At 64.6% G+C, this 25977-nt stretch carries 20 protein-coding genes, 3 tRNA genes and 1 pseudogene; 9 read left to right on the forward strand and 15 right to left on the reverse strand.

Features of this window, described 5'->3' with window-relative positions; translation table 11 throughout:
• Positions 1-88 precede the first annotated feature (88 nt).
• From U8L64_RS20425 to nfi, 4 genes and pseudogenes are all read right to left on the reverse strand, one after another.
• A pseudogene (locus U8L64_RS20425) lies at positions 89-1210 on the reverse strand (methyl-accepting chemotaxis protein); the annotation flags it as partial.
• A 253-nt stretch (positions 1211-1463) separates the two neighbouring features.
• Positions 1464-2300 (reverse strand): regulatory signaling modulator protein AmpE, encoded by an 837-nt coding sequence (gene ampE / locus U8L64_RS16245; RefSeq protein WP_333398623.1) that lies wholly within the window; start codon positions 2298-2300, stop codon positions 1464-1466.
• A 21-nt stretch (positions 2301-2321) separates the two neighbouring features.
• Entirely contained in the window at positions 2322-2873 is a 552-nt protein-coding gene (gene ampD, locus U8L64_RS16250) for a 1,6-anhydro-N-acetylmuramyl-L-alanine amidase AmpD (protein WP_333398285.1), read from the reverse strand.
• A 68-nt stretch (positions 2874-2941) separates the two neighbouring features.
• A complete protein-coding gene (nfi, locus tag U8L64_RS16255) occupies positions 2942-3655 on the reverse strand; it encodes a deoxyribonuclease V (protein ID WP_102828255.1) in 714 nt (237 codons plus the stop codon).
• A 148-nt stretch (positions 3656-3803) separates the two neighbouring features.
• Here nfi and U8L64_RS16260 point away from each other — a divergent pair, with 148 nt between their 5' ends.
• The gene (locus U8L64_RS16260) at positions 3804-4793 is read left to right on the forward strand and encodes a GlxA family transcriptional regulator (RefSeq protein WP_077682094.1); all 990 of its coding nucleotides are present in this window, start codon (positions 3804-3806) and stop codon (positions 4791-4793) included.
• Positions 4794-4847: 54 nt separating this feature from the next.
• Here the strand turns inward: U8L64_RS16260 and zapE are convergent, their stop codons facing one another.
• The 3 genes from zapE to U8L64_RS16275 all read right to left on the reverse strand — a co-directional run bounded on the left by zapE (position 4848) and on the right by U8L64_RS16275 (position 8137).
• Positions 4848-5942: a cell division protein ZapE gene (zapE, locus tag U8L64_RS16265; protein ID WP_138300445.1), complete on the reverse strand. Its 1095-nt coding sequence runs from the start codon at positions 5940-5942 to the stop codon at positions 4848-4850.
• 141 nt (positions 5943-6083) lie between these two features.
• Positions 6084-7442, reverse strand: a complete 1359-nt coding sequence (locus tag U8L64_RS16270; RefSeq protein WP_043299166.1) for a tryptophan--tRNA ligase — start codon at positions 7440-7442, stop codon at positions 6084-6086.
• A 68-nt stretch (positions 7443-7510) separates the two neighbouring features.
• A complete protein-coding gene (locus U8L64_RS16275) occupies positions 7511-8137 on the reverse strand; it encodes an alpha/beta hydrolase (RefSeq protein ID WP_043299168.1) in 627 nt (208 codons plus the stop codon).
• A 140-nt stretch (positions 8138-8277) separates the two neighbouring features.
• Between U8L64_RS16275 and U8L64_RS16280 the strand changes: the two genes are divergently transcribed.
• Positions 8278-8709: a YhcB family protein gene (locus tag U8L64_RS16280; RefSeq protein ID WP_008569745.1), complete on the forward strand. Its 432-nt coding sequence runs from the start codon at positions 8278-8280 to the stop codon at positions 8707-8709.
• A 44-nt stretch (positions 8710-8753) separates the two neighbouring features.
• On the opposite strand, the gene nadC is transcribed toward U8L64_RS16280, so the two are convergent.
• Positions 8754-9602 carry a carboxylating nicotinate-nucleotide diphosphorylase gene (nadC, locus tag U8L64_RS16285; protein ID WP_234302814.1) on the reverse strand — a complete coding sequence of 283 codons (849 nt, stop codon included), beginning with the start codon at positions 9600-9602 and terminating at the stop codon, positions 8754-8756.
• Between the two features lie 286 nt (positions 9603-9888).
• Between nadC and U8L64_RS16290 the strand changes: the two genes are divergently transcribed.
• Complete coding sequence (locus U8L64_RS16290) at positions 9889-12144, forward strand: DUF1631 domain-containing protein (RefSeq protein WP_333398286.1); 2256 nt, start codon at positions 9889-9891, stop codon at positions 12142-12144.
• Between the two features lie 101 nt (positions 12145-12245).
• On the forward strand, positions 12246-12419 hold the full coding sequence (locus tag U8L64_RS16295) for a DUF3094 family protein (protein WP_333398287.1): 174 nt from the start codon (positions 12246-12248) through the stop codon (positions 12417-12419).
• Positions 12420-12528: 109 nt separating this feature from the next.
• Here the strand turns inward: U8L64_RS16295 and U8L64_RS16300 are convergent.
• The 6 genes from U8L64_RS16300 to rluD form a co-directional block, all read right to left on the reverse strand.
• A tRNA-Lys gene (locus tag U8L64_RS16300) sits at positions 12529-12604 on the reverse strand.
• A gap of 5 nt (positions 12605-12609) precedes the next feature.
• Positions 12610-12686: transfer RNA gene (locus U8L64_RS16305), tRNA-Pro, on the reverse strand.
• Between the two features lie 9 nt (positions 12687-12695).
• Positions 12696-12771, reverse strand: a tRNA-Asn gene (locus U8L64_RS16310).
• A gap of 203 nt (positions 12772-12974) precedes the next feature.
• Positions 12975-15539 carry an ATP-dependent chaperone ClpB gene (clpB, locus tag U8L64_RS16315; protein WP_043297622.1) on the reverse strand — a complete coding sequence of 855 codons (2565 nt, stop codon included), beginning with the start codon at positions 15537-15539 and terminating at the stop codon, positions 12975-12977.
• 176 nt (positions 15540-15715) lie between these two features.
• The gene (gene pgeF, locus U8L64_RS16320; protein ID WP_333398625.1) at positions 15716-16426 is read right to left on the reverse strand and encodes a peptidoglycan editing factor PgeF; all 711 of its coding nucleotides are present in this window, start codon (positions 16424-16426) and stop codon (positions 15716-15718) included.
• 23 nt (positions 16427-16449) lie between these two features.
• The gene (gene rluD / locus U8L64_RS16325; RefSeq protein WP_008569739.1) at positions 16450-17424 is read right to left on the reverse strand and encodes a 23S rRNA pseudouridine(1911/1915/1917) synthase RluD; all 975 of its coding nucleotides are present in this window, start codon (positions 17422-17424) and stop codon (positions 16450-16452) included.
• Positions 17425-17571: 147 nt separating this feature from the next.
• Here rluD and U8L64_RS16330 point away from each other — a divergent pair, with 147 nt between their 5' ends.
• The 4 genes from U8L64_RS16330 (at position 17572) to U8L64_RS16345 (ending at position 21919) form a co-directional block, all read left to right on the forward strand.
• Positions 17572-18561 carry an outer membrane protein assembly factor BamD gene (locus tag U8L64_RS16330; protein ID WP_077682101.1) on the forward strand — a complete coding sequence of 330 codons (990 nt, stop codon included), beginning with the start codon at positions 17572-17574 and terminating at the stop codon, positions 18559-18561.
• Between the two features lie 86 nt (positions 18562-18647).
• The gene (locus tag U8L64_RS16335; protein WP_043297626.1) at positions 18648-18875 is read left to right on the forward strand and encodes a PP0621 family protein; all 228 of its coding nucleotides are present in this window, start codon (positions 18648-18650) and stop codon (positions 18873-18875) included.
• Positions 18865-20457: a sensor histidine kinase gene (locus U8L64_RS16340; RefSeq protein WP_333398288.1), complete on the forward strand. Its 1593-nt coding sequence runs from the start codon at positions 18865-18867 to the stop codon at positions 20455-20457. Before U8L64_RS16335 ends, U8L64_RS16340 begins: the two co-directional genes overlap by 11 nt.
• Before the next feature lie 121 nt (positions 20458-20578).
• Positions 20579-21919, forward strand: coding sequence for a sigma-54-dependent transcriptional regulator (locus U8L64_RS16345; RefSeq protein WP_333398289.1), 1341 nt, complete (start codon positions 20579-20581; stop codon positions 21917-21919).
• A 59-nt stretch (positions 21920-21978) separates the two neighbouring features.
• Here the strand turns inward: U8L64_RS16345 and U8L64_RS16350 are convergent, their stop codons facing one another.
• Positions 21979-23037 carry a DUF2333 family protein gene (locus U8L64_RS16350; protein WP_043297628.1) on the reverse strand — a complete coding sequence of 353 codons (1059 nt, stop codon included), beginning with the start codon at positions 23035-23037 and terminating at the stop codon, positions 21979-21981.
• A 218-nt stretch (positions 23038-23255) separates the two neighbouring features.
• Between U8L64_RS16350 and U8L64_RS16355 the strand changes: the two genes are divergently transcribed.
• Positions 23256-24851, forward strand: coding sequence for a response regulator (locus U8L64_RS16355; protein WP_043297629.1), 1596 nt, complete (start codon positions 23256-23258; stop codon positions 24849-24851).
• Positions 24852-25977: the final 1126 nt, after the last annotated feature.

Raw genomic sequence — 25977 nt, forward strand, 5'->3', positions numbered from 1 at the left:
CGCGCCCGGCCTGACGCTCGACTTCGCCGACCGTCAGGCCGACCCGCTCGATCAGCTCGCGAATCCGTGCCACACCGTCGTTGAACAGCTGGCCCAGCTCACCCAGCTCGTCGCGGCTCTGCACCGTGTAACGCGCGGTCATGTCGCCCTCGGCGACGCACTCCATGACCCGCCCGAGCCCCCGCAGCGAGGCCCGCGTCGAAACGTAGAAGCCGCCGTAGAGATAGGCCACCAGCAGCAGCACGACGCCCAGCGCGCTCAGCAGCAGGGTCATCAGCAGGCGCTTCTGCGCCAGCCGCTCGGCGAGGTCGCCTTCGAGCAGCTGCAGGATCCGGTCATTGAACTGGTAGGTCTTCGCCATCTCGGCGCCGATCCGGTCGTAGAACTGCGCCCAGGGGCGATCGAAGGCGTCGGCCATGATCACCTCGTCCTGCAGGATCTCGCTGGCAAGCCCCAGCGAATCGCGACTGGCACTGGCGTACTGGTCGAGCTGCGCGCGGGCCTCGGCGCTGCCGGCGAGGCTGTCCTGAAGCTGCGCGGCGTACTGCGCCTGCAGCCGCTCCAGCTCGAGCACCAGATTATCCAGCGTGTTGCTGGCATCGGAGTTCAGGTAGCCCTGGCCGAAAGTGTAGGAGCCCACCGCGCGCCCCTGCCCGAGCGTCGCGGTGATGGTCGGCGTCACGCTGGTCAGCAGTTCGGCCAGCTGGCGCACTTCGCGCTGGGCGTCCTGGCTGAGGCCGGACTGCCCGGCGATCAGCCGGATCATCACCTGCACGCGCCCCAGCAGGCTCGCCGCCATCGCGGCCTTGGACTGCAGCGACTGCTCCGCCTGCGCGCGGCCTAGCGCCGTGCTCAGCTCATCGCGGCGGGCGCTGAATTCGGCGATCTGCTCAGGATCGTCGCTCACCGGTTGCAGCGCCTGCAGGCGCGCCGACAGCTGGGATTCGACCTGGCCGCGACGCTCGTCGAGTACCGCGGCATTGCCGGTCTGGCCGATGATCGCCTCGATCTGCACCAGGTCGTGCCAGTCCTCCACGTCGCGCCGCAGCTGCAGCGCGGAGCCGAGCAGCGCAAGGCTCTGCAGTTCGTTGCGGGTACCGACGAACTCCCGGTACGAATCACGCACCAGGTAGAAGTTGGTCAGCAGCATGGGGACGAAGAACAACAGGCTGACAAGACTGAACTTCATGCCGAAGCTCAGCCGGTTCATGAACGCGACTGCGGGATACAACAGAGTTTTCACACGACGTCTCCCAATCTTATTGGTATGTGCTTGCGGCTGTTGCAGCCGCAGCGGGGCTCGTCAGAGAGAAGTAGCGGATCGAGTTATACGGGATATCGGTAAGCGCTTTTGTAACTTAAGGTAATGGCGATATGGCATCGCGCCGCTACCAGCCTGCGGTGCGCCGGCCCGTGCGTATCCGCAGGCGGTTATGGCGCATCATTCAGCCGGGCGTGAAGGTTCAGGCAAGCAACGTCCACAGTGCGAGCGCCGCGTACCAGAGCATGCGCGTGCGCACCAGCAGCGCGCCGAGGGCATCGAGCCGGGCGACCCCCGCTTCACCGGCAATCTGCGGCTCGAGGTCGGCCGCCTGTGGGCCGACCTCGGCGAGCAGCTGACGCGCCGGCATGTCCCAGTCGAGCAGCCGGTGCAACAGCGCACGGTTGAGCGCGACGAAATTGCCCACCAGGGCGAAGGTGGCCAGCAGCACCCGTACCGCCAGCCAGTCGAAGGCGTGACGCACCTGCGCGGCGCGTTCGCGCAGCGGCTCCAGCTGGGTATGCTCGACGGTCAGCGCCAGCAGCCGATAGGCCAGTGCCGCCATCGGTCCGAGCAGCACATACCAGAAGATCACCGCAAAAAAACCCTCGTAGCTGCGCCACAGCAGCAGGCCCTGCGCCGCCTGCAGCAGGCTCGCCGGTTGCGCCTCGCGCAGCTTCAGATCGCGCTCGGCCACCAGCGCCGCGGCCTCCTCGTCGCCACGCCGCCAGGCATCGCGGAACGGCCCGAGCTCGCGCTTTACCGCACCGCGTCCGAGGCTGTACAGCACCACCAGCACATGCAGCGGCAGGCTCAGCCAGCCATAGGCCAGCGGTTCGAGCAGCCACAGCACGCCGCCCAGCAGCAGTACCGGCAGCAGCACCAGCAGGGCGAGTGCCAGCCAGGGCGACGCGGCCTGCGGTGGCCGCGCCTCGAGCCGACGCAGCTGGGTGAGCCAGGCGCCATCGTGCTGCAGCCGATGCCGCCAATCCGAGAATTTCTCGATCAGCAGCACCAGCAGAATCACCAGAAAACTCATCGTCACGTCTTCGCTTCCTCGTTAACAGGTGATGGCGGCGGCACGCAGCCGCAGCCAGTCGAATGCGGGACCGGGATCGGTCTTGCGTCCCGGTGCGATGTCGCTGTGGCCGCAGATCCGTTCGCCGGTGATCGCTGGATAGGCTCGCTGCAGCAGCCGGCACAGCTCGATCAGCGCAACGTACTGCGCCTCGCTGTACGGCTGAAAATCGGTACCCTCCAGCTCGATACCGAGGGAAAAATCGTTGCAGCCCTCGCGCTCGCCGAAGCGCGACACCCCGGCGTGCCAGGCGCGATCGAGGCAGGAGACGAATTGGGTGATCGTGCCGTCGCGCTCGATGAGGAAATGCGCCGACACACGCAGCTCGGCGATCTCGGCGAAGAACGGATGCTCGCCGCACGGCAGGCAGTTCTGGAAAAACTGCTGGACACGGCCGGTGCCGAACTGGCCGGGCGGCAGGCTGATGTTGTGAATGACCAGCAGCGAGATCTCGCCGTCCGGGCGCTCGTTGAAGTTCGGCGATGGGCAATGGCGAACGCCCTCGCACCAGCCGGTCGCGCGATCCAGATACATGGGGTGACCTTGGTTGACGGCAGGCTGGCAGGCTAGCCGCAGCGGCCCCGCCGCCGCAAGTCGGCCTGCTACCGTCGCAGCCGCGCAGCAGCCGCCTTCTCATCCCTGCGCGAGGCCAGCCGATCGGCCAACCGGGTGGGTTCGGGCAGCCGGTAGCGGGTGACATACTGCATCACCAGCCGCGGTGCACTGGCCAGGCTGACGCGGTTGCCGGGCGACACGATCAGCGGACGCACGCGCTCCTTGCTGCGCAGCACCGTACCCAGCACCTCGCCGGTCTTGCGATCGCGCAACGGCACCTGCGCGCCGCGCGCCTCGCCCAGCTCCTCGTGTTCGCCAGTGAGAATCTTCTTCGCCACGCCGATGGTCGGCAGCCCGGTCACCACGCCCAGATGCGCGGCGATCCCCAGCCGGCGTGGATGAGCGATGCCGTGGCCGTCGGAGAAGATCAGGTCGGGTACCGCCGGCAGCGCTTGCAGTGCCTGCAAGACTGCCGGCAGTTCGCGAAACGACAGCAGCCCAGGTATGTAGGGCATCGAGGTGGGAATGCGCGTCAGGCTCTGCGCGACCACCTCCAGCGTCTGCGCATCGAGCAGCACGACGGCCGCCCGGGTGATCTGTCCCTGCTCCTCGAAGCCCACGTCGACACCGGCGATTAGCCGTAGTGGCGGGAAGTCGTCCACCAGCCGCACCTGCGCCGCCAGCGTCTGCTGCAGCGCGCGCGCGGCGGCGGGCGTGCCATCCCAATCGGCGAACGGTTGCGACGGATAGGGGCTGCTCATCGTTTTCTCCTCGGTGAAAATCGTGCGCTCGATCGGGCGACGGACGGCAATGGCGGCTGGACAGTCAGGGAAAAACAGACGACGCTTGCGCCGCACAACGGCAGTTTCATCCTACAGCCGGTTTACCACACAACAATCAGAAACGCCCATGAACTCGCCCGCCCTCAGTCGCATCAGCATCCTGGCCACCGAAGGGGTCTTCGCTTCGACCCTCATGCACGCCAAGGATTTCTTTCACATGGCCAGCCTGCGCCGCGGCCGGCAGCGCGGTGCGGACCTCGCGCCCGCCTTCGAAACCCGCCTGGTCAGCCCCGACGGCCAGCCGGTGACCACTTTCAGCGGCACCACTATAGCCGTCGATGGCGCGCTGGAAGACGCCGACGTGGTGATCCTGCCCGCCTTCTGGGGCGACTTCGATGCACTCTGCGCGCGTTATCCGCAGGTGCTGACGTGGCTGCGGCATCGCCATGCGGCCGGCAGCACGATCTGTGGCGAGGCCACCGGGGCGTTCTGGATGGCTCAGGCCGGGCTGCTGGATCATCGCGAGGCGACGACCCACTGGCGCTTCGCCAGCGAGTTCGCCGAGCGTTTCCCGCAGGTACAGCTGAGCCCGGACAAGCACCTGACCGACAGCGATAACCTCTACTGTGCCGGCGGCACCACGTCGTCGTGCGATCTGTATCTGTACCTGGTCGAGCGCTTCTGCGGAGCTGCCGTCGCGCAAGGCATGGCGCGCGATGTGCTGTTCGAGGTGCAGCGCAGCTACCGGCCGGGGCGGCTCGGCTTCGGCGGCCAGAAGCTGCATCTGGACAGCCGCGTGCTGCAAATTCAGGAATGGCTGGAAGACCACTTCGCCGAGAAATTCCGCTTCGAGGACGTCGCGCTGCAGCACGGCATGAGCATCCGCAATTTCATGCGGCGATTCCAGGCCGCCACCGGCGACAAGCCGTTGCATTACCTGCAGCGTCTGCGCATCGAGACAGCCAAGAGCCTGCTGTCGACGACGCGCAAGAGCATCAAGACCATCAGCTATGAGGTGGGCTACGACGACGCCAGCTTCTTCGCCCGCCTGTTCCGCCAGCACACCGATGTGTCGCCGAACCAGTATCGGCAGCAGTATCGGCACAAGAGCAGCTGACGTCGGGAGGCTGTCCGAGCGGTCCGCCTCCCGCGCAAGGAACGCCCGATCGCGTTAGGGCTTGTGCGGCCGCGCGAGGTATTCGTGCGACTGCATCTCCAGCAAACGGCTGAGGGTGCGCTGGAACTCGAACTCCAGACGTCCGCCGGCATACAGGTCCTTGAGTTCGACCTCGGCGGAAAGGATCAGCTTGACGTTACGGTCGTAGAACTCGTCGACCATGTTGATGAAGCGCCGCGCCATGTCGTCCTTGGCCACGTTCATCTGCTCGATGTTGGATACCAGCACCGCCTCGAAGATCTTGCCCAGCTCGATGTAGTCGTTCTGGCTACGCGGACCGTCGCACAGGGCACGGAACTCGAACCAGGCAACATCATTGGCTACGCGGCGCGCCATGATCTCGCGGTTCTCGATCAGCAACGCCTCGTTTTCCAGCACCGTACAGTTTTCCGTCAGCAAGCTGCGGAAGCTCTTTTCCAGACTCAGCTCGGCCTCGGCATCCAGCGGGAAGTGATACAGCTCCGCCTGTTCCAGCGCGCGCAGGCGGTAGTCGATGCCGCTGTCGACGTTGACGATCTCGGTGTGCTTCTTCAACAGCTCGATGGCCGGCAGGAAGCGCGCGCGCTGCAAACCGTCCTTGTACAGGCCGTCCGGGACGATGTTGGAAGTCGCGACCAGACTCACACCGTTCTTGAACAGCTCGTCGAGCAGGGTCGCGAGGATCATCGCGTCGGTGATGTCGGAGACGAAGAACTCGTCGAAGCAGATCACTCGTGCCTCATCGGCAAAACGCTTGCCGATGATGGTCAGCGGGTTCTTCTCGCCCTTGAGCGTGCGCATTTCCTCGTGCACGCGCTTCATGAAGCGGTGGAAGTGCGTGCGCATCTTCTGCTTGAACGGCAGCGCATCGAAGAACGTATCGACCAGGTAGGTCTTGCCGCGACCGACGCCACCCCAAAAATAGATGCCCTTGATCGGCCCCTGCGGTTTCTTGCCGAAGAGCTTGCCGAACAATCCACTGCCGCCACGCTCGTCGGCCACCAGGTCGTCGTACAGCCGCTGCAAATGGCGCACCGCATTTTCCTGGGCGGCATCGTGGAAAAAGTCAGGACGTTGCAGGTCGGCCCGATAGCGCTCAAGAGGAGTCATGGCGGAGTCTGGGTAGTGAAACGGGGCCGACACTTTAGCGGCGCCCTCGGTCGTTGGCAATTTGCTCAGCTTCGTCAAACCTCTCGCCCTCCTCTATGAATCGGTCTCACAACGCACCGGCCGAACGCCGCGTGGTCCCGCTTACTCGGCCAGTGTCGCCAGCGCCGCACGCACGCGCAGCATGGCTGCATCCATGGCCTCGGCGGTGTCGTAGCTGGGGCTATCGGCGATGCACTCGTCGTCCAGCCACAGGGTGAACTGACTGCCTTCGTCCTCCCGCAGCTCCAGCGCATCCGGCCCACCGGCGATCAATCGCTGCGTCAACTGGCCGATCGCCTTCGGATTGCTCAGCGGCCGCGACAACAGCAGCTCCTCGCCATCGGCTGCGAAGAAGCGGAAGCGGAAGGCGCCGTCGGCCTCGCGAAAACTGGCGAAACGCGCGACCTTGCCGGCTTTTTTCTTCGCCGGTGCCGCGCTCTGCGTTTGGCTGGAGAAATTGCGCAGGCCTACTGCCTCGCGCAGCTCGCCGAGGAACGGCGTAGCGATCCGGCGCGCCTTGGCGGCGCCGGCCTGGAGAATTTCCTCGAGCTCGGCGGGCTTGGCGATCAGCTGACGATAGAGCTCGCGCGGCTCGCTCAGTTCATTGTCGAGCAGCTCGAACAGTCGCTGTTTGGCCTCGCCCCAAGCCAGACCGTCACTCAGCTCGGCCCTGAACGTGGCCAGTTGCGCCGGGGTGGCGAAGGCCTGGTAGAGCGTGAACAGGTGCGAGCTGTCCGGATCCTTCGGCTCGCCCGGCAGCTTGGAGTCGGTGACGATGCGCGCTACCGCAGCCTTCAGCTCCTTGGCGCTGCCGAACAGCGGGATGGTGTTGTCGTAGCTCTTGGACATCTTGCGTCCGTCAAGGCCCGGCAGCGTTGCCACGCTCTCTTCGATCACGGCCTCGGGCAGCGTGAACAGCTCGCGGCCCTGGCCAAACAGGTGGTTGAAGCGCTGGGCGATGTCACGCGCCATCTCGACATGCTGGATCTGGTCGCGACCGACCGGCACCTTGTGCGCGTTGAACATGAGGATGTCCGCCGCCATCAGCACCGGGTAGCTGTACAGCCCCATCGTCACGCCGGCGTCCGGGTCTTCGCCGTTCTCGACATTCTTGTCCACCGAAGCCTTGTAGGCGTGCGCGCGGTTGAGCAGACCTTTGGCGGTGACACAGGTGAGCAGCCAGGTCAGCTCGGGGATTTCCGGCACGTCGGACTGCCGGTAGAAGGTCACGCGCTCGGCGTCCAGACCGCAGGCCAGCCAGGTCGCGGCGATTTCCAGACGCGAGCGTTGGATGCGCAGCGGGTCGTCGCACTTGATCAGCGCGTGGTAGTCCGCGAGGAAATAGAACGAGTCGGCCGAGGCCGCACGGCTGGCGATCACGGCCGGGCGGATGGCGCCGGCGTAGTTGCCCAAGTGAGGCGTGCCGGTGGTGGTGATGCCGGTGAGAATTCGGGTCTTCATCGCGTTGATCTCGTATCGATGCGATGCAGGCACGGACAAGGACGTGCCTGCGCGTGGCGGGCGAAAAGCTACAGGCGGGGTGCCACCAGCTCCTTCAGCTCCACCAGCTTGGCGTGGAAAAAGTGGCCGCATTCTGCCACTTTCAGCAGCTCATGGGGGCGCGTAAGCGCGGCCGAATAGGCGTACACCGAGGCGGGGTCGATCACTTCGTCCTGCTCCGGCTGGATGATGGTCAGCGAGCCCTGCGCGGGCTGTGCCTGGCCGGCCAGGCGCGACACCGCTGGCGCCACCAGAAACAGCTTATCCGGCGCCCTGCCCTGTGCCTCGAGGCGTACAGCCAGAGCAGCTGCGACGAACCCACCGAAGGAAAACCCCAGCAGGCAGAGCGGCAGATCGGGACGCTGCGCCGCCAGCCAGCGCAATGCGGCTTCGGCGTCGTCCACCTCCCCTTCCTGCATGTCGTGCTCGCCGGCGCTGCCGCCGACCCCGCGATAGTTGAACCGCAGCGTGCTGTAGCCCTGGTCGCGCGCCGTACGCTGCAAGGTCGAGACAACCTTGTTCAGCATCGTGCCGCCCTTGACCGGGTTGGGATGGCAGATCAGCGCCAGCCCCCGGGCCTGCGGTTGATCGAAGTACAGGGCCTCGAGCGCACCGCATGGGCCGTCGAGAGAGAGGGGGGTTTCGCGTTTCAGCAAGGGAAGGAACTCCGTGACCTTGGGACGAGTCGACTCGTCTTGCTTTACCAGTTGCCGAATGCCGCGGGCTTGCCACGGTGTACAGCGCAGGTATGAGAAGTTAACGTAAGCACAGCCGTTTTACATAGAAGGAAGGACTCGTGGAACAGACCCTCGCGACCTGGTTGCTCCCGATCGTCGGCCTCATCGCCGGCATCGCCATTGGCTACCTGGTGGCCCGCAACAGCGCGCCCAACCGTACGCAACGCCAAGTGGACGACCTGCAGGAGCGTTTCGATACCTACCAGAGCGAAGTGGTTACCCACTTCAACACGACTGCTGCCCTGCTGCGCAAGCTCACCAGCAGCTACCAGGACATTCAGGACCACCTGAGCGAAGGCGCCGACCGCCTGGCACTCGACGAGCAGACCCGCGAACGCCTGCTCGCCGCGCTGCGCAATGATGACCATTCCAGCCCGCGCGAACGCCTGAGCTCGCCGGCGTTCACCGAACCACCGAAGGACTATGCGCCCAAGGACGACGACGCGCCGGGCACGCTGCACGAGAACTTTGGTTTCAAGCAGCGCCACTGAGGCGTTGGCGGGAGCGCCATGGCGTTCCCGCATCCCTCCTTTTTTTACTGCCGCAGACGCATCGACAGATCCACCGCGCGCACGTGCTTGGTCAGCGCACCGATGGAGATGTAATCCACTCCAGTCTGCGCCACCGCAAGCAGCGTCTCCTCGCCGATACCGCCAGACGCCTCCAGCTTGGCGCGACCACGCGCCAGGTCGACCGCCGTGCGCATGTCGTCGAGACTCAGCTCGTCCAGCATGACGATATCGGCGCCAGCCTGCAGCGCCTGCTCCAGTTCGTCGAGACTTTCGACCTCGACCTCGACCGGCTTGCCCGGGGCAATACGATGCGCCGCCACGATCGCCTGAGCGATACTGCCGCAGGCAGCAATGTGGTTCTCCTTGATCAGGAACGCATCGTAGAGGCCGATACGATGGTTATGGCAGCCACCACAGGTCACCGCGTACTTCTGCGCAAGACGCAGGCCAGGCAGCGTCTTGCGGGTGTCGAGCAGTTTCACGCCGGTACCCTCGACCAGATCGGCATAGTGCCGGCAATTCGTTGCGACGCCGGACAACGTCTGTAGAAAATTCAACGCCGTGCGCTCGCCGGTCAACAGCGCGCGCGCCGGTCCTTCGAGATTAAACAGCACCTGATCGGCCTCGACTCGCTCGCCATCGGCCACTTGCCAGTGCACCGCGACCCGCGGATCAAGCTGGCGGAACACCGCATCGACCCATGCCACACCGCTGATTACCGCCGCTTCCCGGGTAATGACCGAGGCGTGCGCGAGGCGCTCCGCCGGGATCAGCTGCGCGGTGATGTCGCCGCTACCGACATCTTCCGCAAGAGCCCGACGAACGGTGGCATCAATTTCAGCGGAAAGATCGGCAAGTGTCAGGTTAGGCATGGCAGACTCCACATGGTTTGATCCGAAGTATAAAGGCGGCCCGCAAAGTAGCGCGACCTCCGACATAGACCGCCTGCGCTGACCGTTCGGCAGAAACTCGCCGGGGATCTGTGACCTGGATCATGCCGGACAAAAATCCGGATTCGATTAGCCACAATGGTGGTCGATAATCGGCTTAATTATTCTGGCGCCACATAAATGACGCCATTCAGCTCCTTTTGTTACCCTTGACGCCCACGAAGCGTACGTGACCGCCCGACCGGCCGGCGACCACAGGAGAGTCTCGATGCGAACCGATGCCAAAGTGGTGCACCTGAACAAGGCCACCCCTGAGCTCAGACCAACGTCACCGGCCGCCAAGCTGCCGGTGGCGCTGATCAGCGTGCGCGACAAGGCCGCCCAGCAACTGCGTCAGGCGTTGCAAACGCTGTTCGACAATGCCGACGATTCGCTGTTCGAGATCGCCGATCGCGCCACCAGCAACACCGAACAAAGCGCGTTCTTCGAAGCCATGCGCGACCTGCGCATGAAGCGACGCACCATCGAGCGCAGCTTCCTGCATCAGCTGTTCGAAGCCTTCGCCACGCTCAACCAGTACGAGATCGGCAAGCCCCAGCCGCTGGAAGGTGTGTCCTTCGACAGCCTTAGCCTGGTGCAGAATGACGAACTGGAAGAGTCCGTTGCGATCGACACGATGGTGACCAAAGTGACCGGGCGCACCATTCCTGCGCTCGGCCACCTGACGACGCGCATGAACGCGCTGGTCAGCAGAAAGCTCGACGACAAGTCCAACCCGCTCGGCCCGAGCGCGATCTGCGACTACTTCCTCGCCGCCTGCAGCAGTCTCGGCGTGCCGATCAAGGTCAAGCTGATCATTCTCAAACTCTTCGAAAAGTACGTACTGACCGAACTGGATCAACTCTACACCGAAGCCAATCTAACGCTCGCAGCAGCCGGCATCCTGCCCGAACTGCAGTCGACCGCTCCACATCGCTCTCACCGGCCGAGCACTGGCGCCAGCACCAGCAGCTCCGCAAGCACGCATGCCAGCCAGACGAACGTGCACGAGAGCGGCCAGCAGGAAGCCGTCTTCAGTGCACTGCTTGACCTGCTTTCCGAAGCTCGCAACAGCAGCGCACTGACCCCACGCAGCGCGCCCAGCGATGCGATCCCGATTTCCAGCAACGACCTGCTGCGCCTGCTATCGCACATGCAGGCGCGCGCACCGCAAACCGTTGACGAGCACAACCTGCAGGGACAGCTCGATCAGCTACTCCAGCGCGTGAGCGCCAAAAGCGGCAGATCGCGCGTGGTCGGCGAAGTCGACGAAGACGTGATCAATCTCGTGTCGATGTTGTTCGAGTTCATTCTCGACGACCGCAATTTGCCGGATTCGCTCAAGGCGCTGATTGGCCGCCTGCAGATACCGCTGCTCAAAGTAGCGGTACTGGACAAGACGTTCTTCAGCCGCGGCAGTCACCCGGCTCGCCGCCTGCTCAACGAGATCGCCTCGGCAGCTTTGGGCTGGAGCGACCAGGATGAAGCGCAGCGCGATAGTCTGTATCAGAAGATCGAGCAGATCGTGGCGCGCCTGCTGAACGATTTCACCGACGACCCGAGCATTTTCTCCGAGTTGCTGGCGGACTTCCTCGCCTTCATCGGCGACGAGCGCCGGCGCAGTGAACTGCTCGAGCAACGCACCCGCGATGCAGAGGAAGGACGCGCCAAGGCCGAGATCGCCCGCCAGGCCGTTGAACAGGCACTCAATCAGCGACTTCTCGGCAAGACCCTGCCTGAAGTGGTGGTACGCCTGCTACAGGAGGCCTGGAGCAAAGTCCTGCTGCTGATTTGCCTGAAACATGGCACGCAGTCGACGCAGTGGGACGATGCGCTGATGACGATGGATGAACTGATCTGGAGCGTGACGCCGCATGCCGACGAACAGTCGCGCGAGCAGCTCATGCAGCTGGTGCCTAACCTGCTCAAGTCCCTGCGCGAAGGTCTGACCAGCGCTGCATTCGATCCGTTCTCCACCGGAGAGTTCTTCACCCAGCTGGAGGCTCTGCACGTTCAGACGCTGCAACGTTTTGAGCAGCCTGTAACCGAAGCGGCCGTGAGCATGGACGCTGCCCAGCCCGCGACCCTACCGGAAACCACCACTCCGCCAACGCCTGTCATGGTTGAAGTGGTCGAGGAGATTCAGCTGCTGACGCCCGGCGAAAGTCGCGAGCGCCAGCCCGAGGCCTGCCTGCCCGAGCACGACGAGGCACTGAACCAGGTCGACAACCTGCGTGTGGGTAGCTGGGTGGAGTTCCAGGAAGATGAAGAGCACAAGCTGCGCTGCAAATTGGCTGCGGTGATCAAACCGACCGGCCGCTACATCTTCGTCAACCGCACCGGCATGAAGGTCCTGGAGAAAACCCGCATGGGCCTGGCCAGCGAGTTCCAGCGCGGCGCCATCCGCCTCCTCAACGACACGCTGCTGTTCGACCGCGCGCTGGAGTCCGTGATCGGCAACCTGCGCAAATTGAAGAACAACTGACCCTCCTCCCCCGCGACGCGAGCCCTTTGCGGGCCTCGCGGCCACGCGCTTGGCATTTCACCCGGTACGACTAGACTCAGCGCATGCCATTCGAGGTGCTTATGTCCAGCCGCCTGAATCCTGAAGACCAGCAGCGCGTAGACGACTATCTCAGCGCACCACAGCATCAGGTCGAGCGTCAGCCGTTCCGCCCGTGGCTCCTGCTCGCATTGGTACTGAGCGCGGTTCTCGGCCTCGGCCTGCTGAGCCGCCTGCTGGGCCGTCTGGTGACATGAGGCAAGGCACTAGCGCGAGCGCGATCCGTCTTCACAAAAACGAGCCATAAAAAAAGCCGGATGCCATTTCTGACATCCAGCTTTCTATAACTTCTCGCGAAGCCTTGTATGGTGGGTCGTGTAGGATTCGAACCTACGACCAATTGGTTAAAAGCCAACTGCTCTACCAACTGAGCTAACGACCCAAAAATGGTCGGGGTAGGGGGATTCGAACTCCCGACATCCTGCTCCCAAAGCAGGCGCGCTACCGGACTGCGCTATACCCCGATTGGAATTTGGCTCCGCGACCTGGACTCGAACCAGGGACCCAATGATTAACAGTCATTTGCTCTACCGACTGAGCTATCGCGGAACAACTTACATTCCAGCTCTTCGGCGGTACTTATGTTCCCGCTTCAGAGGCGCGCCATTTTACGGTTCCCGATAACGCTGTCAAGCCTGGAAATGCGATTCAGGACAATGTGTTGCACTCACACGAACTGGCCCAAGCGTCGCTCGACGACTCATACGCCCGCGCAGCACCTCCGAGGCACCGCGCAGGCCTGTTCCATCACCTCAGGCGAAAACCACCTGATCCCCCTCCACCCGCGCCTTGATCGTGCTGCCCGGCGCGAACTGGCCGGCCAGGATCTGCTGCGCCAGCGGGTTCTCGATCCAGCGCTGGATCGCACGCTTAAGCGGCCGCGCACCGTATACCGGGTCGTAACCGACGGCAATCAGCTTGTCCATCGCCTCCTGCGTCAGCTCCAGGCTCAGCTCGCGCTCCGCCAGACGCTTGCGCAGGCGCGCCAGCTGAATTTCGGCGATACCGGCGATCTGTTCGCGCGCCAGCGGATCGAATACCACGACCTCATCGATACGGTTGATGAACTCCGGACGGAAATGATGCCCCACCGCATCCATCACCGCCGCACGCTGGGCGTCGGGATCGCCGACCAACTCCTGGATCTGCATCGAACCGAGGTTGGAGGTCATCACGATCACGGTGTTCTTGAAGTCCACGGTACGCCCGTGGCTATCGGTCAGGCGGCCATCCTCCAGCACCTGCAGCAAGACGTTGAACACGTCCGGATGGGCCTTTTCCACCTCATCCATCAGCACCACGGAGTATGGCTTGCGCCGCACCGCCTCGGTCAGGTAGCCGCCCTCCTCGTAGCCGACGTAGCCCGGCGGTGCACCGATCAGCCGCGCCACCGAGTGCTTCTCCATGAACTCGGACATGTCGATGCGGATCATTGCCTCCTCGGTATCGAAAAGGAACTCGGCCAGCGCCTTGCACAGCTCGGTCTTACCCACACCGGTCGGACCGAGAAAGAGGAACGAGCCGCTCGGCCGATTCGGATCGGCCAGACCGGCGCGCGAGCGGCGCACCGCATTGGCCACCGCGACCACCGCCTCGTGCTGACCAATGACGCGCTGGTGCAACATATCCTCCATGCGCAGCAGCTTTTCGCGTTCTCCCTCGAGCATTTTCGACACGGGGATGCCGGTCCACTTCGAGACCACCTCAGCGATCTCTTCGTCGGTCACCTTGTTGCGCAGCAGCTGATTCTCGGTCTTGCCGTGCTGATCGACCATCTGCAGGCTGCGCTCCAGGTCGGGAATGATCCCGTACTGCAGCTCGGCCATGCGCGCCAAGTCGCCCTTGCGCCGCGCCGCCTCGAGATCGGCCTTGGCCTGCTCGATCTTCTGCTGCAGCTGCGCCGAGCCCTGCACCTCTGCCTTCTCTGACTTCCAGATTTCCTCGAGGTCGGCGTACTCCTTCTCCAGCTTGGCGATATCGTCTTCCAGCTTGGCCAGGCGCTTGCGGGTCGCCTCATCGTCTTCCTTCTTCAGCGCCTCGCGCTCGATCTTCAGCTGGATCAGCCGGCGGTCCAGACGATCCAGCGCCTCGGGCTTGGAATCGATTTCCATGCGGATGCGGCTGGCCGCCTCGTCGATCAGATCGATGGCCTTGTCCGGCAGCTGGCGGTCGGTGATGTAGCGATGGCTGAGCTTGGCCGCGGCGATGATCGCTCCGTCGGTGATGGTCACACCGTGGTGCACTTCGTAGCGTTCCTTCAGGCCACGCAGGATGGCGATGGTGTCCTCCTCGCTCGGCTCGTCCACCAGCACCTTCTGGAAGCGCCGCTCCAGCGCGGCGTCCTTCTCGATGTACTGGCGGTACTCATCCAGCGTGGTGGCGCCCACGCAATGCAGCTCACCGCGCGCCAGGGCTGGTTTGAGCATGTTACCGGCGTCCATCGCCCCCTCGGCCTTGCCGGCGCCGACCATCGTGTGCAGCTCGTCGATGAACAGGATCACCCGCCCTTCCTGCTTGGACAGCTCGTTGAGCACCGCCTTGAGGCGCTCCTCGAACTCGCCGCGGAACTTGGCACCGGCGATCAGCGCGCCCATGTCGAGCGCCAGCAGGCGCTTGTCCTTCAGGCCATCAGGGACCTCGCCATTGACGATGCGCTGGGCCAGGCCCTCGACGATGGCGGTCTTGCCCACGCCCGGCTCGCCGATCAGTACCGGGTTGTTCTTGGTGCGCCGCTGCAGAACCTGGATGGTGCGGCGGATCTCGTCGTCACGGCCGATCACCGGATCGAGCTTGCCGTCCTCGGCACGCTTGGTCATGTCCACCGTGTACTTGTCCAGCGCCTGACGTGACTCCTCGGCGTTGGGGTCGTTGACCGCCTCGCCACCGCGAAGGTTGGCGATGGCGTTTTCCAGCGCCTTCTTCGATACGCCTTGTGCCAGCAACAGTTTGCCGAGACGGGTGTTCGCATCGAGAGCAGCCAGCAGCACCAGTTCGCTGGAGATGTACTGGTCGCCCTTCTGTTGCGCCAGGCGATCAGCCTGGTTGAGCAGGCGCGCCAAATCCTGGGACATATTCATGTCGCCAGTCGGGTTCTGCAGCTTGGGCAACTGATCGAGTTCTTTGGTCAGCGCCTGACGCAGCGCGGCGATATCGAAGCCCACCTGCATCAGCAATGGCCTGATCGAGCCGCCCTGCTGCTCCAGCAGGGCCTGCATCAGGTGCAGCGGTTCGATGGCCGGATGATCCAGGCCAACCGCAATGGATTGTGCATCGGAGAGCGCAAGCTGGAGCTTGCTGGTCAGACGATCGATACGCATGAACGTTCATCCTCAAGTGAAGCGGGCCGGCACACCGAATCGCGCCATGAGAAAAGCCCGCGAGATGCAGAATAGATGAGGATGATTGTTGGCGATTCAAGCCAGACGGCATTGATGCATGTCATGCGGCAGGGCGAACCGGCGACAGGCCAGCGCGACCGGCCTCAGCGCGTCGCTCAGCCGCCGATCCACACCAGGCTGGCGAAGCGGCCGGTACGCGCGGCCCGGCGGTACGAATAGAAGCGCGCGTCGCTGAACGTACACAGCCCACCACCATAAACGGCGTCGACGCCGACTGCAGCCAGTCGAATGCGGGCCAGCTGGTACAGATCGGCCATGAAACGCCCGGCGTTGCGGCTTGGCGTAAACGCCCCGGCCGCATCGACATGCTGCGCCACGAATGCCTCGCGCACTTCCGGGCCGACCTCGAACGCCGCCGGGCCGATGGCCGGCCCGAGCCAGACCAGCAGGTCTTCAGCCGGTACCGCCAGCGCATCCAGTGTCGCCTCGAGTACGCCACCAGCCAGGCCTCGCCAGCCCGCATGCGCCGCCGCGACACGCGTACCGGCGCGGTTGCAGAACAGCACCGGCAGGCAATCCGCAGTCAGCACTGCGCAGGCCTCACCCGGCACATCGCTCCAGCTGGCATCAGCCGTCGCGCAACTGCCCGCGTCGGCCTTGATCGCCGTACTCGAATGCACTTGGTTCAGCCAGACCGGCCGACAACCAAGCAGACCCTGCAAATGCTGGCGATTCCAGGCGACCGCCGACGGATCGTCGCCAACATGATCGCCAAGGTTGAAGCTGTCGAACGGCGGCACGCTCATACCGCCCGTGCGGGTGGTCACGCAGGCACGGACCGTCGCCGGGGCCGGCCAGTCCGGCATCAGCCAGCCGTGCGGCCAGCCGCTCACCCGACGAACGCCTCGCGATCCTGCTGCAGCAGCGTCAACAGCCAGACGAAGTCATCCGGCAGCGGCGACTCCCACTTCATCCGCTCGCCGGTGGCCGGATGATCCAGCTCGAGGAAACGCGCGTGCAGCGCCTGGCGCGGGAACTCGCGCAGGGTCTGCACCAGCGTCGGATTGGCCGCCGGCGGAATGCGGAAGCGTCCGGCATACAGCGGATCGCCCACCAGCGGATAGCCGATGTGGGTCATATGCACGCGAATCTGATGGGTGCGCCCGGTTTCCAGCTTGACCCGCACATGGGTATGCGCACGGAAGCGTTCAAGCACGCGGAAATGGCTGACTGCCGGCTTACCGCCCTCCACCACCGCCATGCGCTGGCGTTGCTGGCCGTGGCGACCGATCGGCGCATCGACGGTGCCGCCGGTGATGACCACCCCGACCACGATCGCCTCATAGATGCGGCTGACGCTGCGCGCCTGCAACTGCTCGACCAGCCGCGTCTGCGCCTGCAACGTCTTGGCGACTACCATAAGGCCGGTGGTGTCCTTGTCCAGACGATGCACGATGCCGGCGCGCGGCACGTTGATCAGGTCAGGCACGTGGTGCAGCAAAGCATTGAGCAGCGTGCCATCGGCATGCCCGGCGGCCGGATGCACAACCAAGCCGGCCGGTTTGTCGATGACCAGGATGTGCTCGTCCTCGTAGACGATATCGAGCGGAATCTCCTGCGCCAGCCACTCGCCCTGCGCCTGCTGCTCGGCGTTCAGTTCGAGTATCGCGCCGGCGTGCACCGTATCGCGCGGGCGCAGCACGGCGCCGTCGACCCTCAGCAGGCCGTCCTTGATCCAGGCAGCCAGGCGCGAACGCGAATGCTCGGAAAACAACTGTGCCGCGATCTGGTCGAGACGTTGGCCGCCGAGGTCGAACGGCACCTCGGCACGCATATGAATAGCCTGTTTGGAAATCTCGGACATAGGGGCACTGCGGCGGGGGCGCAGGCTTTGGTTTCGCCTGCACGCTTGTGTTTAAATACGGCGTCTTTGTCCCGGCTGACCGGGGCGCTCATCATAACAGGACGGCTCCGTGCGAGACAGCCAGCCGTCACAGGGACGCAAGCCGCCATGCAAGTGAAACACCTGCTGCTGATCGCCATCCTCGCCCTTACCGCCGCCTGCTCCTCCACCGAGACCGTCGACGAAAACCTGGGTGAAGTCGAACTGTATCAGCAGGCCCAAGCCGACCTGGACAACAAGGCTTATACCAGTGCGATCAGCAAGCTCAAGGCCCTGGAATCGCGCTATCCGTTCGGCCGCTTCGCCGAGCAGGCCCAGCTGGAACTGATCTACGCCTACTATCGCAACCTCGAACCGGAAGCCGCACGCTCCTCGGCGGAACGCTTCATCCGCCTGCACCCGCAGCATCCGAACGTCGACTATGCCTACTACCTCAAGGGCCTGGCCTCGTTCGACCAGGATCGCGGCCTGCTCGCCCGCTTCCTGCCGCTGGACATGACCAAGCGCGACCCTGGTGCCGCCCGCGATTCGTTCAACGAGTTCGCCCAGCTTACCAGCCGCTACCCCAACAGCCGCTATGCCCCGGACGCCAAGGCGCGCATGATCTACCTGCGCAACCTGCTGGCGGCCAACGAGATCCACGTGGCGCACTACTACCTCAAGCGCCAGGCCTACGTCGCCGCTGCCAACCGTGGCCGCTACGTGGTGGAAAATTTCCAGGGCACGCCGGCAGTCGCCGACGGCCTGGCAGTGATGACCGAGGCCTATCAGCGTCTGGGCCTCGAGGAGCTGGCGGCGACCAGCCTGCAGACCCTCGAGGCCAACTACCCGGACCACGAGACCCTGGAAGACGGCACCTTCACCCCACGCGAAACCGAGGCCGACACCCGCGGCTGGTTGAGCCAGGCCACCCTCGGCCTGATCGAAAGCGAAGCGCCGCGTCCGGACACTTCGCGCGCCAATCGGGACGTGATTCGGCAGTACGAAGCCGCCGCGCAGGACCTGCCAGAAGAGCTGCGCCCCGTACTCAAGGAAGCCGAACAACCGAGTGAAGAACGCTCCTGGTGGAGCTACCTGACCTTCGGCCTGTTCGACTGACACCCGCGTCAGCAACCGTCAGGCCCGGTGAGCCCCAACGCCGCCGGGCGTTATGCAATCTTGTTGCGCCTGTCAGGAAGAGATAAATGGGCCTGATTCGTCTACTGTTCTGGATCGCTCTGATCGCTGCGGCCTTCTGGCTGTGGCGACGCATGACGCGCAAGCCCAAGCGCAGCCCCGAGCCGAGCGCGCAGCCGATGGTGCGCTGCGCTCATTGCGGAGTGCACCTACCGCGCTCGCAGGCGGTACAGGGCAAGGAGCGCTGGTACTGCAGCCAAGCGCATCTGCAGGATGGCGAGGCTGGTGGGCACTGAGAACCTGGCCTTCCTGGGCGACCAGGGCCGGCGCATCCTGCGGCTGTATCATCTTTATCGCCTGACCATTGGTCTGGCGCTGGTGCTGCTGATTAGCAGCGATCTGCACGACAGCCTGCTGCAGATGAGCAACCCGGCGATGTTCAGCAACGGCGCCTGGCTCTACCTGATCCTTAACATCGTCGTGTCCGTGCTGGTGCAGAATCCGAAACGGGATATGCCGGTGCTGGGCCTGGCGCTGATGGATGTGATCCTGCTATCGGGCCTGTTCTATTTCGCCGGCGGCACCCCCAGCGGCATCGGCAATCTGCTGATCGTCGCCGTCGCCATCGCCAACATTCTGCTGCGCGGTCGGGTGGGCTTCTTCGTCGCGGCGGTCGCGGCCATCGGCCTGATCTACCTGACCTTCTATCTCAGCCTGAGCAGACCGGAAGCCGCGCGCCAGTTCGTCCAGGCCGCAGCGCTGGGCACCCTGTGCTTCGCCGCCGCCCTGCTGGTTCAGGGGCTAACCCGCCGCCTGCAGGCCAGCGAACACCTGGCACGGCAGCGTGCCGAGGATGTCGCCAACCTGGAAGCACTGAACGCGCTGATTCTGCAACGCATGCGCACCGGCATCCTGGTACTCGACCCGCAACGACAGGTGCTGCTGGCCAACCAGGGCGCGCAACAGCTGCTCGAGCAGCCGGAGACCGGCGGGCTGCCGCTCGCCGAATATTGCCCGGACCTGCTGAATCGCCTGCAGCAATGGCAGAGCAACCCGACCCTGCGCCCGGAGCCGCTGAAGATCGGCCAGAGCGGCCCGATCGTGCAGCCGAGTTTCGCCTCGCTGCAGCATGGCGAGAAACGCAATACGCTGGTGTTTCTCGAGGACAGCTCGCACATCGCGCAGAAAGCCCAGCAGCTCAAGCTCGCCTCGCTCGGCCGCCTGACTGCCAGCATCGCCCACGAGATCCGCAACCCGCTTGGTGCCATCAGCCACGCGGCCCAGCTGCTGCACGAGTCCGAATCCCTGGATGCGGCGGACCGCCGTCTGGCGCAGATCATCCAGGATCATTCGCGGCGCATGAATCTGGTCATCGAGAACGTCCTGCAGCTCTCACGCCGACGCCAGGCCGAACCGCAGCTACTGGATCTCAAGTACTGGCTGCACCGCTTCGTCAGCGAGCTGCGCAACACCCTGGCACCGCAGCAGAGCGTGCACCTGGAAGTCATCGGCAGCTCCCTGCAGACACGCATGGACCCCAACCAGCTCACCCAGGTGCTGACCAACCTCGTGCAGAACGGCCTGCGCTACAGCGGCTTGCGCCATGCGCGCGCCCAGGTATGGTTGCGCCTGTATCGCGACCCGGCCAGCGACCTGCCGGTGGTTGAAGTCCTCGACGATGGCGACGGAGTGGCCGCCGAGCAGCTGCAGAATATTTTCGAACCCTTCTTCACCACCGAGAGCAAGGGCACCGGGCTGGGCCTGTATATTTCCCGCGAGCTGTGCGAAAGCAACCAGGCACGCCTGGATTACCGCGAGCGCCCGGAGGGTGGCAGCTGCTTTCATATCGTCTTTGCGCATGCGAGCAAGACCGGCTGAACGCGCCGATCCCGGGCGTACCCGATCACACAACGACCAACCCGGTATCCGCCAGGCCGAGCTGGGGCGTTAACATGCCCCACCGTCGCCATCGGCGAACCGAACCAACGAAGCAGGACCCATGAGCGCCCGCCAGAAAGCACTGATCATCGATGACGAGCCCGACATTCGCGAACTCCTGGAAATCACCCTGGGGCGCATGAAGCTCGACACCCGCAGCGCCCGCAACCTCAAGGAGGCCCGCGAGTGGCTGGCACGCGAGCACTATGACCTGTGCCTGACCGACATGCGCCTGCCCGACGGCAGCGGACTGGAGCTGGTGCAGCTCATTCAGCAACAGCATCCGCAACTGCCGGTCGCGATGATCACCGCCTACGGCAGCCTGGATACCGCGATCAGCGCACTCAAGGCCGGCGCTTTCGACTTCCTCACCAAGCCCGTCGACCTCAACCGTCTGCGCGAGCTGGTCAGCACCGCACTGCGCGTACGCAGCACCACCACCGAAGCGGCACCGGTGGACAGCCGCCTGCTCGGCAGTTCGCCGCCGATGAAGGTGCTGCGCAAGCAGATCGACAAGCTCGCCCGCAGCCAGGCGCCGGTCTACATCAGCGGCGAATCCGGCAGCGGCAAGGAGCTGGTGGCGCGGCTGATTCACGAACAGGGTCCGCGCAGCGAGCGGCCGTTCGTACCGGTCAACTGCGGAGCGATTCCGTCGGAGCTGATGGAGAGCGAATTCTTCGGCCACAAGAAAGGCAGCTTCAGCGGCGCCATCGAAGACAAGCCCGGGCTGTTCCAGGTAGCCAATGGCGGCACCCTGTTCCTCGACGAAGTAGCCGACCTGCCGCTGCCGATGCAGGTCAAGCTCCTGCGCGCCATCCAGGAAAAGGCCGTGCGCGCGGTTGGTGGCACTCAGGAAGTGCTGGTCGATGTGCGCATCCTCTGCGCCACCCACAAGGATCTCGCCGGCGAAGTCGCCGCCGGGCGCTTCCGTCAGGACCTGTACTACCGCCTCAACGTCATCGAACTGCGCGTGCCGCCGTTGCGCGAGCGTCGCGAAGACATCGCCCTGCTGGCCGATGCGATGTTGCGCCGCCTGGCGCAGGAATGCGGCGACAGCCCGGCGCACCTGCACCCCGACGCCTTGGCAAAATTGCTGGCCTACCGCTTTCCAGGCAACGTGCGCGAACTGGAGAACATGCTCGAACGAGCCTACACCCTGTGCGACGGCGACGAGATCAAGGCTGCGGACCTGCGCCTGGCCGACAGCCCCGGCCCAGGAGAAAGCGGAGAAGTCAGCCTGGCGCAGATCGACAGTCTGGAAGACCATCTGGAAGAAATCGAACGCAAGCTGATCATGCAGGCGCTCGAGGAAACCCGCTGGAACCGCACCGCCGCGGCACAGCGCCTGGGGCTGACCTTCCGCTCGATGCGTTATCGACTGAAGAAGCTCGGCCTGGATTGAGCCGCCAGCAGGTCACGCATCGCGCCCATCCTCCGGCGCGATGCCGCCTGCCGTAGGCCTTACCCCTGCGAGAGCAGGTTGCGCAGATCGATGATCGCCGCGTTGGCACGCGAGATGTAGTTGGCCATCACCAGCGAGTGGTTGGCGAGCATCCCGTAGCCGCTGCCATTGAGCACCATCGGACTCCACAGCGGCTCCTGCACCGCCTCCAGTTCGCGAATGATCTGCCGGACGCTGACGGTGGCGTTTTTCTTGGCCAGCACGTCGGCAAAATCCACCTCGATGGCCCGCAGCAAGTGCGACAGCGCCCAGGCCTGACCACGCGCCTCGTAGAACACGTTGTCGATCTGCAGCCAGGGCGTCTCGACCACCTGCTCGCGGACCTCGGGCACGACGCCGGCGCGCTCCTGCTCGGGCGCCAGGTTGGTATCCAGACGCACGCGACCGACGCTGGCGGACAGACGCTGCGACAGCGAGCCAAGTCGTGTCGCGACATCGCCCAGCCAGTTGTTCAGATTGTCGGCGCGGGTATAGAACAGCGCTTTCGGCGCCGGATCGCTCAGGCGCGCCAGATAACGATCCAGCGCGCGGATGCCGTTGCGGTATTCGGACTCGGACGCCGGCAATGCCCAGCTACGATTGTCGAAATTGAACAGCGGCTCGCTCTTCGACAGATCAGGGTCTTCGGTGGACTGCGACTGCGAGCGGGTGAAGTCCTTGCGCAGCGCGCGGCTCAGGTCGCGTACCTGAACCAGCACGCCGTATTCCCAACTCGGCATGTTGTCCAGCCAGAGTCCCGGCGGCGCGACGTCGTTGCTCAGGTAGCCACCCGGCTTGTCCAGCAAGGTGCTGGCCACACGCTTGAGGGTTTCGACGGTGGTATAGCCATTGACCAGCTGGCGTTGCGAGTTCGCCGCCGCCTCGCGTGCGTGCTGCGGGACCTGGAACAATGCGGGCTCGCGGCTCCAGTACCAGCCCACGATCAGCGCCGCCAGCAGAAGCAGCCCGACCACTACGGCAAGTGCCGACCACAGCGGGCTTCCCGCGCGCGAAGCGGTTGCCGTCGCACCGCCGCTCGAGCGGCCGAAACGGGCAAAGCGGTTCTTCCAGTCCAGCATGGGCAAAATGTCCTTCTCTTGGATTCAGAGGGTCTGACCGCCTGAGGCGGGCCGCGTTGCGGTAAGGATGCTCACTATAACGTAGCTCCCAGGCATCCTCTGCCGCAATTTGCGAACCACTACCGCCTGCGGCAGCCTCCAGACCCGCACACCGGTGATAGCATGGCGCCACCACAAAACGGCGCCGCCCCCGAATGGCCAGCGCAACGGAAAGGCTCATGGCGGACCAGGAAGAACTCAAGCAACACTTTGCCCAGCGCGTGATTCATCAGGCTCGCGAAGTGCTCGACGTCTGGCAGCAATTGCAGCGCGGCGAATGGAGCGAGCGGCACCACAGCGCGCTCGACGACGCCACGCAACGCCTACGCCGCTTCGCCGAGCGTTTCGAGCAGCCCGAGCACAGCGCCCTGGCGATCGGCATCGAAGATTGTCTGGGCGATATCCGCGACAATCGCGGCCGGCTGTCCAGCGAGACCATCGCGACGCTCAGTCAGCTGATCTACCGCCTGGCGCGCACCGGTCTGCGCCACAATGACCCGCTGACACAGCCTTTCCTGCCACCGCTGAGCAAACCGGTCTACCTGGCGCTGCAGAACGGCCAGCGAGCGGACTACCTGATGCGTCAGCTGGAGTTCTTCAGCATGTCGGCCCAGGCTTTCGACAGCGAGGCGGCGTTTCGCGCCGCCATGCACCAGCGCCATCCCGCCGCGATCGTCATGGACGTCGACTTCACCGGCCCCGGCGCCGGACTGCGACTGGCCGAGCAGGTCCAGCAGGGGCTGGAAGACAAGCTGCCGATCCTGTTCTTCAGCCACAGCGAAACCGATACCCCGACCCGCCTGGCGGCCGTGCGCGCCGGCGGCCTGGAATTCTTTACCGGCACGCTGGACGCCTCGACCCTGCTGGAGAAGATCGAAATCTTCACCCGCACCGCGCACAGCGAACCGATCCGCGTACTGATCGTCGACGACTCCCGCGCCCAGGCCACGCACACCGAACGGGTGCTGAACAACGCCGGCATCATCACGCGCATGCTGATCGAGCCGATCCAGGCCATCGGCGCACTAGCGGAGTTTCAGCCGGACCTGATCATCCTCGACATGTACATGCCCGACTGCATGGGCACCGAACTGGCCAAGGTGATTCGCCAGCATGAACGCTACGTCAGCGTGCCGATCATCTACCTGTCGGCCGAGGACGATCTGGATAAGCAGCTCGATGCGATGGGCGAAGGCGGCGACGACTTTCTTACCAAGCCGATCAAGCCGAGCCATCTGATCGCCACCGTGCGCACCCGCGCCGCTCGTGCCCGCAGCCTCAAGGCACGCATCGTGCGCGACAGCCTGACCGGCCTATACAACCACACCCACAGCCTGCAACTGCTGGAAGACGCGCGCTTCCAAGCCCGCCGCGACAATCGCCCGTTGAGCTTCGCCATGCTCGACATCGACCACTTCAAACGGGTCAACGACACCTACGGCCACCCGATGGGCGACCGGGTGATCCGCAGCCTGGCGCTGTTTCTCAAGCAGCGCCTGCGCAAGACCGACCACATCGGCCGCTATGGTGGCGAGGAGTTCGCCGTAGTGTTGCCGGATACGCCGGTGGAAGCGGCGTGCAAGGTGCTCAACGACATTCGCCAGCGCTTCGCCGAGCTGCGCTTTCCCGCACAGCCGCAAGACCTGAGCTGCACCTTCAGCTGCGGAATCAGCGAACTGAGCGCCGACACCGACGTCAAGACGCTCACCCAGCAGGCGGACGAGGCGCTATACCGCGCCAAACGCGGCGGCCGAAACCGGGTCGAACGCTTCTAACCGACCAGCCGCGCCTACCGGTTCACAAAATCACGAGGCGGGCGCGGCTGTCACGCGAATGACATCAAATCGCCATATCTTGCTAGCCTTCCTGGCCTGCTCGAAGAGGCGATGATGCGCCTGAAGTCGCTCACCACGCTCAACACCCTCCTGCTCATCGCGGTTTGTCTGGCTCTCGGAGCGACGCTCTGGTGGTCAGAGCGGGCAATGGAGCGACCCTACCAGCTCATGGCGCGTTACCTGGGATTGTCCCAGCAGTTCCAGCACCAAGCCGCGGAGAACATTAGCGCCTACCTGGCCAGCGGCGATGCCCTGCGCCACAGCCAGGCGCAAAAAGCACTGGAAACGCTGCAGCAGGACATCGCCGGATTACCGGCCGGGTTCGCCGAGCGGCTGCAGCCCAGTCTGGACGAGCTGAGTCGTTTCACCTCCAGCGATCTGCTCGCCGCTGGCAAGCTGGCGGGCGATCCACAGGGTTTGCTGCTGCAGGCCGAGCGCGAGATGGCCGGCGCACTATCGCAGCTCGATCAGTACCGCAGCGTCGCCAACCATCCGAACGCCGCGGACTATCAGCCGCCGTTGTTTGCCGCCAGCCAGCAGCTGCTGCGCCTCAGCCACGCCCGCGGCAAGCTGGTCGGCAGCGGTCGCGACGAACTGGCCGGCGAGGTCGAACAGGCATTGCAGGGCTTGCAGCAGGAGGTCGGCCGCCTTGACGCGCTGCCGCTGCTGGACGTCGCCGCCGAACAGAAATCCGCCGCCAGCAGCTTCGCCGCGCTACTCGAACTCGACGGTTCGGCGAACCAGCAGCAGGCCGAAGACCGCGGCATCGCGCTCAAGCGCGAACTGGCCAGCCTGACCAAACGTTACCCGGCCGAGCTGCAGCGCACCCGCGAACTGATCCGCCAGCGCAGCGAGCTGCACGACAGCAGCGCGCGCAAAGTCGCCGCCGTGCAACAGGCGCTGGCCGAGCTGGAGCCGGCGGTGCGCGCCGAACATGGGCGCATCCAGAGCGAGGTGCGGCTGATCCAGGGCGCGATCATCGCGCTGATCCTGCTCATCGCCCTGGCCGTCGACCGCCTGCAGCGCCAGCTCACCCGCACCCTCGGGCAGCTGGTACCGGCCCTGT

Source organism: Pseudomonas sp. FIP_A4 (assembly GCF_036701605.1).
Lineage (GTDB): Bacteria > Pseudomonadota > Gammaproteobacteria > Pseudomonadales > Pseudomonadaceae > Stutzerimonas > Stutzerimonas phenolilytica.